Source organism: Allomesorhizobium camelthorni, assembly GCF_011045125.1.
Classification (GTDB): domain Bacteria; phylum Pseudomonadota; class Alphaproteobacteria; order Rhizobiales; family Rhizobiaceae; genus Allomesorhizobium; species Allomesorhizobium camelthorni.
This window is the reverse complement of sequence record NZ_JAAKZF010000041.1, coordinates 1-13,581: the sequence shown is the minus strand read 5'-3', so window position 1 is coordinate 13,581 and position 13,581 is coordinate 1. Positions and strand designations below refer to the sequence as shown.

14 protein-coding genes are annotated in these 13,581 nt (G+C 62.3%); 6 read left to right on the top strand and 8 right to left on the bottom strand.

Features of this window, described 5'->3' with window-relative positions; genetic code table 11:
* Positions 1–55: 55 nt before the first annotated feature.
* The 4 genes from acpS to rpoZ form a co-directional block, all read right to left on the bottom strand.
* The gene (gene acpS / locus G6N73_RS22885) at positions 56–457 is read right to left on the bottom strand and encodes a holo-ACP synthase (RefSeq protein WP_165031838.1); all 402 of its coding nucleotides are present in this window, start codon (positions 455–457) and stop codon (positions 56–58) included.
* A 3-nt stretch (positions 458–460) separates the two neighbouring features.
* The gene (pyrE, locus tag G6N73_RS22880; protein ID WP_165031836.1) at positions 461–1,039 is read right to left on the bottom strand and encodes an orotate phosphoribosyltransferase; all 579 of its coding nucleotides are present in this window, start codon (positions 1,037–1,039) and stop codon (positions 461–463) included.
* A gap of 15 nt (positions 1,040–1,054) precedes the next feature.
* A complete protein-coding gene (locus tag G6N73_RS22875) occupies positions 1,055–3,280 on the bottom strand; it encodes a RelA/SpoT family protein (RefSeq protein ID WP_165031834.1) in 2,226 nt (741 codons plus the stop codon).
* 171 nt (positions 3,281–3,451) lie between these two features.
* The gene (gene rpoZ, locus G6N73_RS22870; protein ID WP_165031832.1) at positions 3,452–3,853 is read right to left on the bottom strand and encodes a DNA-directed RNA polymerase subunit omega; all 402 of its coding nucleotides are present in this window, start codon (positions 3,851–3,853) and stop codon (positions 3,452–3,454) included.
* A gap of 275 nt (positions 3,854–4,128) precedes the next feature.
* Here rpoZ and G6N73_RS22865 point away from each other — a divergent pair, with 275 nt between their 5' ends.
* From G6N73_RS22865 to G6N73_RS22850, 4 genes are read left to right on the top strand one after another with little or no spacing between them, the layout of a single operon-like run.
* A complete protein-coding gene (locus G6N73_RS22865; protein WP_165031830.1) occupies positions 4,129–4,710 on the top strand; it encodes a LabA-like NYN domain-containing protein in 582 nt (193 codons plus the stop codon).
* Between the two features lie 4 nt (positions 4,711–4,714).
* Complete coding sequence (locus G6N73_RS22860; RefSeq protein ID WP_165031828.1) at positions 4,715–5,389, top strand: uracil-DNA glycosylase family protein; 675 nt, start codon at positions 4,715–4,717, stop codon at positions 5,387–5,389.
* A 51-nt stretch (positions 5,390–5,440) separates the two neighbouring features.
* On the top strand, positions 5,441–5,743 hold the full coding sequence (locus tag G6N73_RS22855) for a BrnT family toxin (protein WP_165031826.1): 303 nt from the start codon (positions 5,441–5,443) through the stop codon (positions 5,741–5,743).
* Positions 5,727–5,993: a BrnA antitoxin family protein gene (locus G6N73_RS22850; RefSeq protein ID WP_165031824.1), complete on the top strand. Its 267-nt coding sequence runs from the start codon at positions 5,727–5,729 to the stop codon at positions 5,991–5,993. The genes G6N73_RS22855 and G6N73_RS22850 overlap by 17 nt, the downstream gene beginning before the upstream one ends.
* Positions 5,994–6,053: 60 nt before the next feature.
* Here G6N73_RS22850 and smpB read toward each other — a convergent pair whose 3' ends face one another.
* Together smpB and dapA are read right to left on the bottom strand one after the other, a co-directional pair.
* Complete coding sequence (gene smpB / locus G6N73_RS22845; RefSeq protein ID WP_165031822.1) at positions 6,054–6,530, bottom strand: SsrA-binding protein SmpB; 477 nt, start codon at positions 6,528–6,530, stop codon at positions 6,054–6,056.
* 222 nt (positions 6,531–6,752) lie between these two features.
* Positions 6,753–7,634, bottom strand: a complete 882-nt coding sequence (dapA, locus tag G6N73_RS22840) for a 4-hydroxy-tetrahydrodipicolinate synthase (RefSeq protein WP_165031820.1) — start codon at positions 7,632–7,634, stop codon at positions 6,753–6,755.
* Positions 7,635–7,869: 235 nt separating this feature from the next.
* On the opposite strand from dapA, the gene G6N73_RS22835 reads away from it, so the two are divergent.
* Positions 7,870–9,957: a lytic transglycosylase domain-containing protein gene (locus G6N73_RS22835; protein ID WP_165031818.1), complete on the top strand. Its 2,088-nt coding sequence runs from the start codon at positions 7,870–7,872 to the stop codon at positions 9,955–9,957.
* 96 nt (positions 9,958–10,053) lie between these two features.
* Positions 10,054–10,944: an alpha/beta fold hydrolase gene (locus G6N73_RS22830; RefSeq protein ID WP_165031816.1), complete on the top strand. Its 891-nt coding sequence runs from the start codon at positions 10,054–10,056 to the stop codon at positions 10,942–10,944.
* A gap of 93 nt (positions 10,945–11,037) precedes the next feature.
* Here G6N73_RS22830 and G6N73_RS22825 read toward each other — a convergent pair whose 3' ends face one another.
* A complete protein-coding gene (locus G6N73_RS22825) occupies positions 11,038–12,162 on the bottom strand; it encodes a porin (protein WP_165031814.1) in 1,125 nt (374 codons plus the stop codon).
* A 398-nt stretch (positions 12,163–12,560) separates the two neighbouring features.
* The coding region (locus G6N73_RS22820; protein ID WP_165031812.1) for a porin at positions 12,561–13,581 on the bottom strand (1,021 nt) is incomplete at its 5' end.

Sequence of the window (13,581 nt, the reverse complement as noted above, 5' to 3'; positions counted from 1 at the left end):
CGACGCGCGCTGGGCAACGTCCATGCCGGCGGCAAAAGCGCCAAGAAGATGGCCGTTATTCGACCGGGAGCGCCTCGACGATCACGAACGCTTGCGCCAGCGGAAAGTCGTCCGTGATCGTCAGGTGGATCGCCGCCCGGTGGCCGGATGGCAGCATTTTTTCCAGCCGCGCCGCCGCCCCACCGGTCAGATGCATCGTCGGCTTGCCTCCCGGCAAATTGACCACACCCATGTCGCGCCAGAACACACCCTGCGACAAGCCCGTGCCAAGCGCCTTGGCGCAGGCTTCCTTGGCGGCGAAGCGCTTGGCGTAGGAGGCGGCGCGCTCCCTGCGGCGGTCCGATTTCGCCTGCTCGATCTCCGTGAAGATGCGGGCGGTGAAGCGCTCGCCATAGCGGTCGAGCGATTTCGCGATGCGGCGAATGTCGATCAGGTCGCTGCCGATACCGATGATCATTGGTCAGATATTCCGGCTGCCGGGTTTGACCGCGGGGATGGCGGCGAGTTCCGGCGGCAACTGGTCAACCGGATAGGCCGGCACCTCGTATTCGGCGAGCGCGATCAGCGGCACTCCAACGTCGGTCTTGCCCGCGGAGCGGTCGATGATGCAGGCGGCCGCGGCTACCTCCGCGCCGATCTCGCGCAGGCAGTCGATCGTCTCGCGTATCGACAGCCCGGTGGTGACGATGTCTTCGACGATCACGACGCGCGCACCCTTCTCGATCTCGAAACGGCGCAGCCGGAACTTGCCGTCCTCACGTTCGACCCAGATCGCCGGCGCGCCGAGATGGCGCGAGGTCTCGTAGGCCGGAATGAGCCCGCCGATCGCCGGCCCGACGACATAGTCGATTTTGCCCGGAACTTCGGCGCGAATCTTGTCGGCAAGCGCGCGGCAGAGTTTTTCCGTTTTGTCGGCATGCATGAAGACGCGCGCCTTCTGCAGGAATATCGGGCTCCTGAGGCCCGAAGTCAGGATGAAGTGCCCCTCGAGCACCGCGCCCGCCTCGCGAAAGATTTCCAGAACTTCGGTCGTATTCATCGTCATTCCGATGCCTTAGCCATTAACACGCCGCGCTTCGCTGACGCTCGAATTGTCCTTGAGCTGCGACAGCAGCCGGTTCAGATGCTTCAGGTCCCACACTTCGAGATCGATCAGCATTTCGGTGAAGTCCGGCGCCGTGCGCACCATCGAAAGCGTATGGATGTTGGCGTCGTTGACCGCGACCACCTGCGCGATTTCGGCCAGCGAGCCCGGCGCGTTGATCGCCGTAACCGACACCCTGGCCGGAAAGCGCTCCTTGGTCGCCTCGTCAATGTCCCAGCGCACGTCGATCCAGCGTTCCGGCTGATCGTCAAAATCTTTTAGCGAGGGCGACTGGATCGGGTAGATGGTGATGCCCGATCCCGGCTGGACGATGCCGACAATGCGGTCGCCCGGCACTGCGCCTTCCGGGGCGAAGCGCACCGGCAGGTCGCCGCTGATACCCCTGATCGGAACACCGTTATCCTTAGCCTCGCGCTTCTCCTTGCGCGATGCCCGACCGGGGATCTGGAACAGCATGCCGGCGGCGTTGCGAATCTTCGACCAGCCCTCTTCGCGCAGCTTCGGCGCCGGCGTGATGCGCTCGTCCTTGTAGTCGGGATAGACGGCCTTCATCACGTCGTTGGATGACAGTTCGCCGCGCCCCACTGCGGTCACCACGTCGTCGACGTCCTTGCGGGCCAGACGATGCAAAATCGGCTTCAGGCTGTCCTTGGAGAACTGCTTGCCGGCGCGTTCGAAGGCGCGTTCGAGGATGCGGATGCCAAGGCCGGAATATTGCTTGCGGATAGCATTCTTGGTGGCGCGGCGGATGGCTGCGCGCGCCTTTCCCGTCACGACGATCGATTCCCAGGCAGCGGGCGGAACCTGCGCCTTGGAACGGATGATCTCGACCTCGTCGCCATTCTTGAGCTCGGTCATCAGCGGCATGATGCGGCCATTGACCTTGGCGCCCACGCAGGTGTCGCCGACGTCGGTGTGGACGGCATAGGCGAAATCGATAGGCGTCGCGCCGCGCGGCAGCGCGATCAGCATGCCCTTCGGCGTGAAGCAGAACACCTGATCCTGGAACAGTTCCAGCTTGGTGTTTTCGAGGAAATCCTCCGGATTGTCGCCCTCGGCGAGCTGCTCGATAGTGCGCCGCAGCCACGCATAGGCGTTGGTTTCCTTGGAAATGGCGTGGCTGGCGCCATTTACCTTGCCGCCCGTATCCTTGTAGAGCGCATGCACGGCGACGCCGTATTCGGCGACCTTGTTCATCTCGCGCGTGCGGATCTGCAGCTCGATACGCTGGCGCGACGGGCCGACGATCGTGGTGTGGATCGAGCGGTAGTCGTTCTGCTTGGGCGTCGAGATGTAGTCCTTGAAACGCCCCGGAACCATCGACCAGGTCGTATGGATGGCGCCCAGCGCGCGGTAGCAGTCCTCGACCGTGCCGACGACGACGCGGAAGCCGAAAATGTCGGAAAGCTGCTCGAAGGAAAGCGCCTTCGCCTCCATCTTGCGGAAAACCGACCACGGCTTCTTCTGCCGGCTTTTGACGACTGCCTCGATCGCATGCTTCTCGAACAGGGCCGACAGCGACTTCTCGATCTCTTCGACCACGCCGCGGTTGCGCTTGAAAATATCGGCGAGCCGCTCCGTCACCGTGCGGTAGGCTTCCGGATTGATATAGCGGAACGCCAGTTCCTCCAGCTCCTCGCGCATGCCCTGCATGCCCATGCGTCCGGCAAGCGGCGCATAGATCTCCATGGTTTCCTCGGCGATGCGCAGGCGCTTCGCTTCCGGAACATGGTCGAGCGTGCGCATATTGTGCAGCCGGTCGGCGAGCTTCACCAGAAGAACGCGCACATCCTCCGAAATCGCGAGCAGCAGCTTGCGCAGATTCTCGGCCTGCTCGGCCTTTTTGGAGACGAGGTCCAGCTTCTTGAGCTTGGTCAGCCCTTCGACCAGCTTGCCGAGATCGGGGCCGAACAGCTCATCGATCTCCTGGCGGGTGGCCGTCGTATCCTCGATCGTGTCATGCAGCAGCGCGACCGCGATCGTCGCTTCGTCCATGTGCATTTCGGTGAGGATGGCGGCGACTTCGAGCGGATGCGAGAAATAGGGATCGCCCGAGGCGCGCCGCTGGTGCCCATGTTTCTGCATCGCATAGACATAGGCTTTGTTGAGCAGCGCCTCGTTCACGTCGGGCTTGTAGCGCTGGACGCGCTCGACAAGCTCATACTGACGCATCATGGGCTAAGTCCCGGACAATAAAAGAGATCATGCGCCGCATCGGACGATACGGCGCATGCCATAGATAACCACCAAACCGCCGGTGCGAAAGTACCGGCTCGCGTCAGAGTCTGTTTCGAAACTCGCTATGGCCGGCAGATGACCGCCAGAGTAGAGTTTCCAGACAGGCTCTTAGTAGTCGTCGCTCTTTTCAGGAGCGACAAGACCTTCGATGCCGGCAAGCAAGTCCTCTTCCGTCATGCGGTCGAAGGTGATGTTTTCTTCCGCTTCGTCGGTATCAGCCGCAATTGCCGCGGCGTCGGTCTGGTCAGCCAGTTCCTGGCCATCGCTCTCGGGCTCGTCGACCTCGACGTGCTTCTGCAGCGAGTGGATCAGATCTTCCTTGAGATCGCCGGGCGACAGCGTCTCTTCGGCGATTTCGCGCAGGGCAACGACGGGGTTCTTGTCGTTGTCGCGCGGCACGGTGATCTGGGCGCCCTGCGAGATCTGGCGGGCGCGGTGGCCGGCCAGGAGCACCAGTTCAAACCGGTTGTCGACCTTGTCGATGCAATCTTCAACGGTTACGCGGGCCATGGATTGCCCCTTTCATACGATGATGTAGTGGAAAACAGGCGCGGTCCATAACCCGAACGCGCGCCAAACACAAGCTTGAAGGCTTTTGAGCGGCCGCGCGGGCGGCCAACCCAACGCCGAGATCACATTTTCTTGCTCCCGCCCGTCAAGCCTTGGAATGGGCCGGGGCAAACTCTAATTTCATTGTCAGGCGGCCGGAACGTATTTCCCGTGCAACCGAGGGGCCAGCGCCCGCGTTTTTAAAGTGATTGCTATTTTGTAGGGATATTACGGCCATGTTTGATCCTCGCGAAAAGATCGCCCTTTTTATCGACGGCGCCAATCTCTACGCCACCTCGCGCTCGCTCGGCTTCGACATCGACTATCGCAAGCTCCTATCGAGCTTCCAGAAGCGCGGCTATCTGCTGCGCGCTTACTACTACACCGCGCTGGTGGAAGATCAGGAATATTCGTCGATCCGTCCGCTGATCGACTGGCTTGACTACAATGGCTTCAAGGTGGTCACCAAGCCGGCGAAGGAATTCACCGATTCCACCGGCCGCCGCAAGATCAAGGGCAATATGGACATCGAACTCACCGTCGACGCGTTGGAGCTTGCCGAAGTCGTCGATCACTACGTGATCTTTTCCGGCGACGGTGATTTCCGCACGTTGGTCGAGGCCTTGCAAAGGCGCGGCCGCAAGGTCAGCATAGTGTCCACCATGGCCTCGCAGCCGCCGATGATATCGGACGATCTGCGCCGCCAGGCCGATCATTTCATCGACCTGGTGACGCTCAGAAGCGAGATCGGACGCGATCCTTCGGAGCGGCCGGTGCGGCGCGCCGAGCCTGCCGAAGCCGAGGAAAGCGAATTTTGATCGCGTGACCCGTCAGCTTTTCGCCGAGCCCTCGCACGACTGTCCACTCTGCCCGCGTCTCGCCGACTTCAGGACGGCGTGGCGCGTTCGCGAGCCCGGCTGGTTCAACGGACCGGTGCCGACCTTCCTGCCGCCGGAAGGCGAGGACGCCGTGCGCTTCCTGATCGTCGGCCTGGCGCCCGGCCTGCGCGGCGCCAACCGGACCGGCCGTCCCTTCACTGGCGATTACGCCGGCGAGCTGCTTTACGACACGCTCATCCGTTTCGGCTTCGCCCGTGGCCGCTTCGAGGCGCGTCCGGACGACAGCCTCGAGCTGATCGGCACCGCGATCACCAATGCGGTGCGCTGCGTCCCGCCCGAAAACAAGCCCGTCGGCCTGGAGATCGCGACCTGCCGCGCTTTTCTCACGCCGACCATCGCACGCTTCCAAAATCTCGAAGCAATCCTGACGCTGGGCACGATCGCCCACCAGTCGACCGTCCGGGCGCTTGGAAAGCGCATCGCCGACTATCCGTTCAGGCATGGCGCCAGCCAAAGCGTCGGCGCAGTCAGGCTTTTTTCGAGCTACCACTGCTCACGCTACAACACCAATACCGGGCGCCTGACGACGGAGATGTTCGTGGGGGTGTTCGAGGAAGTGGCGAGGTTCTTGGCGCGGCAACATGCCGAAATGTCATAGCCATTTGCCCCGCTCACTGGACTTTCATGTATATCATGGTAATATACATATGTGATCGATTGGGCGAAAATCGAGGGTTTCGACTGGGACGAAGGCAACAGCCGCAAGAACGTCGAAAAGCATGCCGTCGGGCAGGCCGAAGCAGAACAGGTGTTCTTCAACGAACCGCTTCTCATTGTAGCGGACGAGAGGCACAGCGCGCAGGAGCCAAGATACCACGCGCTAGGTCATGCTGAAGGCGGCCGACGCCTGCACATAACCTTCACCCTTCGCCGAGAGGCGAGCCTGATACGCATTATATCCGCACGGGATATGCATCGCAGGGAGCGAACCGTTTATGAAAAAGCACGCTAAACCGGTGCCCGCTTTTGGGAGCGAGGCAGATGAACGTCGTTTCTGGGAAACACATGACTCGGCCGACTATATCGACTGGAATAAAGCCGAGCCAACTCGGCTACCCAATCTCAAACCATCGACGACATCAATTTCACTGCGCTTGCCAGTGACGCTGTTGGAGCGCATCAAGATTGCAGCGAACAAGCGGGATATGCCTTACCAGTCGCTGATCAAGGCCTGGTTGGCCGAAAAAGCTGACGTCCGATAGCTTCGGCGCCACATTATGACGATGACGGCTGGACAGGGTTAGCATCCACCAGCCGCAGCCTTACCCCCTCTCCTTGAGCAGCCGGCCCTTCTCACGGTTCCAGTCACGCTGCTTTTCGGTCTCGCGCTTGTCGTGCAGTTTCTTGCCCTTGGCGACGGCGAGCAGCAGTTTTGCCCGGCCCTTGTCGTTGAAGTAGATCTTCAACGGAACCATGGTCATGCCTTCGCGCTCGACGCTTTGCGCCAGTCGCGCCATTTCGCGCTTGTTGAGCAGGAGCTTGCGGCGGCGCCGCGGCTCGTGGTTGAAGCGGTTGGCCTGCAGATATTCCGGCAGATAAGAGTTGATCAGCCAGATCTCGCCGCCTTCGACCGAAGCATAGGAATCCTGGATGTTGGCCTGCCCCTGGCGCAGCGACTTGACCTCGGTGCCGGTCAGCGCAAGGCCGGCCTCGACCGTGTCGAGCACCTCGTAGGAAAAGCGCGCCTTGCGGTTTTCCGCGACGGTCTTGTTGTTCGGGTCGGCTTTCTTCTGGTTCATGACGTCATTACTTTAGGTGCGTCCTTCGAGGCTCGCTATCGCTCGCACCTCAGGATGAGGAAGTTTTGCGCGGTTGAGCGTCAAATCCGGAAGCGATTGCCTGCCGACAGGACGGCCGCACAACGCCCCTCATCCTGAGGTGCGAGCGATAGCGAGCCTCGAAGGACGCACAACAAGGGAACCATCACATGGCGGCGGCGATCGGCTTTGGCAAGAGCCGGCTTAATTGATCAACCCGGCATGCTTCATGGCCGCGTCGATCTTTTCGGCGGTGGCGTCCTCGACCGTCACCAGCGGTGAGCGCACGGCATTCTCGATCTTTCCGAGCCGTGACAGCGCATATTTCGATCCGGAGACGCCTGGTTCAATGAAGATCGCCTTGTGCAGCGGCATCAGCCGATCCTGCAATTCCAGCGCCTTCTCCCTCTCGCCGTTCAGCGTTGCTTCCTGGAACTCGGCGCAAAGGCGGGGCGCCACATTCGACGTGACGGAAATCGCGCCGACGCCGCCATGCGCGTTGAAGCCGAGCGCCGACGCATCCTCGCCGGAAAGCTGGATGAAGTCCTTGCCGCATGTCATGCGCTGCTCCGACACGCGCTCCACCTTGCCGGTGGCGTCCTTCACGCCGACGATGTTCTTGAAGTCGAGCGCCAGCCTGCCCATCGTTTCCGGCATCATGTCGATCACCGAGCGCGGCGGAATGTTGTAGATCAGGATCGGCAGGCTGGTCGACTTGGCGACCGCCGCGAAATGCGCGTAGAGCCCGCGCTGGGTCGGCTTGTTGTAATAGGGCGTCACCACGAGAACCGCATCGGCGCCGACCTCTTCGGCATAGCGCACCAGACCGATCGCCTCTTCCGTGTTGTTGGAGCCGGCTCCGGCAATGACCGGCACGCGGCCCCTCGCCGTTTCCACACAGGCTTTCACCACCTGGCGGTGTTCGTCATGCGAGAGCGTCGGCGACTCGCCCGTGGTGCCTACCGGGACCAAGCCTTTGGTGCCCTCGGCGATCTGCCATTCGACCAAGGCGCGAAAGGCTTTCTCGTCGAACCCGCCACTCTTTTCGAATGGTGTCACGAGCGCAGTCATCGAGCCTCTCAGCATTACGTCCAACTCCCTGCAACCTTGCGGTTGGCCAGTCCTTTTCGAATGTCGCGGCTTTCTATCCGAAAGCGAAGCCGCGCACCATAGTCTTGCCACTGATGGGCGGCAAGGGTGTGTTGGGCCACGATTTTTGAGGCATTCGGCGCTCGCGCTGGCGATGGGGTTCACCTGCGGAATCTGAGCTTTTTGCGGACCTGCCTCTTAGTGTCGTGCAAGAACAGGGACAAAGAACACCATGCCATTTGATTGGCCGACCCGTTTTGCGCTTGCGGGAGTACTCGCAGCATTCGGCCCGGCCGCGGCATTCGGCCAATCGGGCGAGTTGCCCTACGCGCCGATCCCGCAGCCGCGTCCGCAAGCCGCGATCGAGAAGAATTTCGGGCCTGGAGCGTCGAAGGCCTCCGTTGCGATCCGGCCGGATATTTTCATTGGCCGGGATGGCTCGGTCGGCGATACCGCGAAGCTGGAATCCGGCCTTGACGCGCTTTCGGATGGAGAAATCGGGGAAGCTCGCGAAGTGCGCGACAGCCTTCCGGCGCAGTCGCTCGACCGTCACATCCTGACTTGGGCAATCGCCGTCAAAGGCGGCGGACTGGTGCCGAGCAGCGACATCGCCGCAGCGCAGGCGCTGCCGGACTGGCCGGGAAAGGCGACGCTGCGCCGCAACGGTGAAATTGCGCTTTATCATGAAAGCCCTGATCCGCGGACCGTTGTCGAGACGTTCAGCAAAACTCCGCCGCAAACGCCGGCAGGCGTGATCGTCCTTGCGCGGTCGCACATCAAGCTCGGCGACCGCGAAGCGGCGCGCGCCGTGCTGTCGCCGTTCTGGCGCAAGGAAAAACTCGCGCCGAGGGACGAGGCGGCGATCATCAGGGAGTTCGGCGGGATCATTGCGACCGCCGACCACCGCGCGCGCATGGAGCGGATGCTCTATGCGGAGCGGGTCAATTCGGCCAAGCGCGTCGCTGGGCTCGCCGGGGCGCAATCACTGGCCGACGCCTGGGCAGGGGTGATCCGGGGCGACGACAATTCAGGCAAGCTCATGGACAAAATGCCGGCGGACCAGCGCTCGGCCGGCTGGTTTTTTGCCAAGGCCAAGTCTTTGCGCCGTGGCGGAAAGTTCGCCGAGGCGGCGGAAGTGATGCTCAAGGCGCCCACGGATGGCGCCGCTCTCGCCGATCCCGACGCATGGTGGGTCGAACGCCGGGTGCTTTCGCGCGAGCTCGTCGATCAGGGCGACATGAAGACCGCCTACAAGATCGCCGCCGCTCATGCGGCGGAAAATCCGACAAACGTGGCCGACGCCGAGTTCCATGCCGGCTGGTACGCGTTTCGCGGTTTGGGCGACGCCAAGACCGGTGCGCGGCATTTTTCCCGTATCGCCGAAATCGCCGAAGGCCCGATTTCGCTTTCGCGCGCCTATTACTGGCTAGGCCGCGCAGTCGAAGCCGCCGCGCCGGGCGACGCCAGAGCCCATTTCGAGCGCGCTAGCGCCTATGGCACCACGTTCTATGGCCAACTCGCGGCCCAGCGCATCGGGCTCGACAGGGTCAGGGTCGGCTACCCGCACCCGTCAATAGCCGACCACGAAAAGTTCGTGCGCCGCGAACCCGTGAGGGCGATCAAGCGTCTTGAGGCCGCCGGCCACGAAAGCCTCGCCGATACGCTTTACCGCGAACTCGCCGCGGAACTCATCAGTCCCGGCGAACTGACGCTGCTCGCCGTCATGGCGGAAAACCGCGGCGATCATTTCCTGGCGCTGAAGGTCGGCAAGATCGCGTCTTCGCGCGGCATCAACATCGGCTCGCTTTCGCATCCGATGGGCGCCATCCCCTCGTCGGCTAACATCTCGGGTTCAGGCAAGGCGCTCGCTTATGCGATCGCCCGCCAGGAGAGCGAGTTCAATGTCGCTGCGGTGTCCGGCGCGGGCGCGCGGGGCCTGTTGCAACTGCTGCCAGGCACGGCCAGGGAAGTGGCGAAGAAGGCCGGCATGACCTATTCGAAGGCGCGGCTGACGACCGACGGCGGCTACAACGCCACGCTGGGCGCCGCTTTTCTCGGCGAGCAACTCAGCCGCTTCGACGGCTCCTACGTGCTGACTTTCGTCGGCTACAATGCAGGGCCGCGCCGCGCCCGCGACTGGATCAAGCGTTATGGAGACCCACGCGGCCAGGACATAGACGCTGTGGTGGACTGGATCGAGAGCATCCCGTTCACCGAAACGCGAAGCTATGTCCAGCGCGTGATGGAGAACTACCAGGTCTACAAAATGCGTCTGTCGGGAAAATTCGACATCGTCGGCGATCTGATCAACGGCCGCTGAAAAGAGGCCGGCGTCGATGGCAGCCGGCAGCGTTCGCCATTTGACCCGGCAATCCCGCGCCTGTACCTCCTGAAGGACACAGGCAGGGAACTGGCGATGGCGGACGAAGGCTTCAGCGACCACTACCACTCTTCGACTGACGGGCTGAAGCTCCATGCCAGGATCTATGGCGACGGCGCGAATGGCGCGCTTCCAGTTGTCTGCCTGCCCGGGCTGACCCGCAACGCGCGCGATTTTCATGAACTCGCGCTGCATCTCTCGCGCGACGCGAAGACGCCGCGCAACGTGGTGGCCTTCGATTATCGCGGTCGCGGCGGTTCCGCCTACGACAAGGAGTGGCAGAACTACAATATCGGCGTCGAAGCTGGTGATATTGTCGCCGGCCTGATCACGCTTGGCATCGAACATGCGGCGTTCATCGGCACGTCGCGCGGCGGGCTGATCATCCATGTGCTGGCGGCAACGCGCCCCGGTGCGCTCAAGGCGGTTGTGCTCAACGATATCGGCCCGGTCGTCGAAGGCGAAGGCTTCGCCCATATCCGCGCCTATCTCGAGCGCGCGCCGAAGCCGGCGAGCTTTGCCGAAGCCGTCGCCTTCCAGCGCAGTGTACATGGCCAGGCGTTTTCGGCCCTCACCGATCGAGACTGGCAGCGGATGGTGCGAGCGCTCTACAGGGACGAGGGCGGAAAGCCGGTCGCCGACTTCGATCCGGCGCTCTTGAAAACCGTCGCCGGCCTGGATTTGAGCCAGCCGCTGCCGGCCCTTTGGGCGCAATTCCAGGGCCTCACCGGCGTGCCGATGCTGGCGATCAGGGGCGAAAACTCAAAGCTGCTGTCGGCAAGGACGCTGGAAGAAATGGCGCGGCGCCACCCTTCCATCGAGACCATCACCGTCGAGGGCCAGGGCCACGCCCCGATGCTGGAGACTGGCCCGCTTCCCGCCCGGATCGAGGCGTTTCTGGACCGGGCGGATTCAAATTCCGCCTGATTTCCAACGACTACGGCCGATCAAGACACAGCCCGGACGAAAAAGACCCGGCGGTTGCCCGCCGGGTCTTTTTCGTTCAGCTATGCCGGTTTGTCAGAACGAGCGCTGGATACGCAGGTAACCGCCAATCTCGTCGCCATCGTCCTCATCATTGTCGTCGCCGAGATTGTCGAAATAAGCGACCTCGGGCGTGACGCGCAGGCCCGGAACCAGTTCGTAGGCGACGTTGGCCACCGCCGCGAAGGCTTCCGATTCGTCATAGGACAGCTGAACGTTGACGGTCGCCTTTTCCGAGACTTCCATCGAGGCGCCGCCCCAGACAGCCCAGTCGCCGTCCCAGGTCGCGTAGTAGCTGCCGGTATCGGTCGAGCTGTAGCCGGCGAGGATGAAGGCGGTGATCCGGTCCGTCGCGTTCACGTCGAGACGCACCTTGCCGGCCCATTCGTCCCACACGGAGTCGTAGCCGACCGCCGCGGAGACGCCGCCCCAGCCCTGCGTCAGCGAGGCGCCCGCGACGACATGCGGAACGTAGCTGTCGATCGTGTAGGCGTTGGAGATGTCGGTGACGCCGTCGCCGTCTATGTCGATGCTGCCGCCATCGCCCTCTTCCAACGCAACCGCGGCCTGGAAGCCATTGGCGCCAGTAAAGGTGTAGGAGATCTGGTGGGTGCGGTCCGGCTCGTAATCGACGAGGTCGTCATTGATCACGCCGCCGGCAAAGCCGGTCATGGTGACGAACAGGGAATCGGTCTTGCCGACGCGGAAGCCGCCGAGTTCGATGTAGGCATGCTCGATTTCGAACGCGTCGCTCGCATCGGTGATGCCGCCGTCGTCGTCGGTCGTATATTGGAAGTTGATATGCGCGTAGGTGCGCAAAGTCCCGAGTTCCGTCTCGGAACGGGCGTCGATCTGCAAAGCGGCGCGGGCGCGCTTGTAGTAGGTGTCGTTCTCGTCTTCGATGCCGTTCGCCAGATCTTCCTTGTCGAAGACGTCCTCGTGCCCGAGGAAGCCGATGCCGATGTCGTAGCGGAGATAACCGCCGACGCGCAGGCAGGTCTCGGTGCCGGGTATGTAGAAGAATCCGGTGCCGTAGGTGTCGCAGACGCGCACATATTCCATCGGCTCCGGCTCGGCGATAACGACCGCATCGGCCGCACGGGCCCCGGTTACAGCAGCCAAGGCCGCGGCAGAGCCGAGAAGCAGGGTTTTGAAGTTCATGGTAGCTCCTTAGGATTAGGGCGAGGCCAAGCTGTACCAATGGTTTGTGACATGCTTAGCCCGGCGGAATCAGTTGCCCCCTCCCGGACGGCCCTCTCTGCCCTGACTTCAAAATTTGTTCAATGGTGAACCATTATTTTAGCGATTGCGCATCTGCCACCAGAGCAGGATTGCGTTGGCTCGCAACCGCAGCATTCGCACGGACTTCGCCGGCTGGGCATCGCCGGGAAGCGATCGTCTGTCCCAATGAAAAACCCGGCGGTGGCCCGCCGAGCCGGCAGGCGTTCTGGTCCGTGCAATCTCCATCCATTTGTCCGCCCGCCTAACCCGGGCAGACGCGCAACAAAAAAACCCGGCGGTTGCCCGCCGGGTTTTCTCAGATCGACTTGCAGGTCGATTTAGAACGTGCGCTGGAAGCGGAGGTAGCCGCCGATCTCGTCTTCATCATCGTCGTCGAAGTCGTCGCTGAAGTTGTCGACATAGACGATTTCAGGCGTGATCACGAAACCCGGAACGAGTTCGTAGTTCACGTTTGCGACGGCAGCGAAGTTTTCCAGATCATCATAGGAGAGCTGGACGTTGATCTTGGTCTGCTCGGAAACGGTGAAGGTGCCACCGCCCCAGACAGCCCACTCGCCGCCCCAGTTGCCGTAGAAGTTCGGGCCATCGTCGATAGCGAAACCGTCCGAGTCGACGAAAATTTCATCCTTCGACGCATAGCCGCCCATGATGAAGAGCGAGAGCTGTTCGGTCGCGTTCACGTCCAGGCGAACCTTGGCGGCCCACTCTTCCCAGTTGGCGTCGTAACCAGCAACGGCCGAGATGCCGCCCCAGGCCTGCGTCCAGGCAACGCCGCCGGTAACATGCGGGACGTAGCTGTCCAGCGTGTAAAGGTCGCTGATGAACGCAGGGGCGGTCAGCGGATCGCCATCGTCGTCGAAGAAAGCAGAACCGCCGTCGCCTTCTTCGAGAGCGATCGCGGCCGAGAAGCCGTTGCCGCCGGTGAAGGTGTAGGCGATCTGGTGCGTGCCGAACGGGCCGTAGCCGATCAGGTCGTCCTGGATCACGCCGCCGGCATAACCGGTGAAGGTCGAGAACAGCGAGTCGGTCTTGCCGATGCGGAAGCCGCCGAGCTCGATATAGGCATGTTCAATGCCGAATTCGTCGTTAGCTGCGGTGAAGTTGTCGGCGTTGGTGTCCGCGTCCCACTGGAAGTTAAACGCCCCATAAACGCGCAGCGTGCCGAGCTCGGTTTCCGAGCGGCTGTCGACGCGCAGCTGGAAGCGGGCACGCTTGAAGTAGGCGTCGTTCTCGTCCTCAATACCCTCGGAGAAGTCTTTCTTGTCGAACACGTCCTGGTTACCAAGGATGCCGACGCCGATGTCGTAGCGGAGATAGCCGCCGACGCGCAGGCAGGTC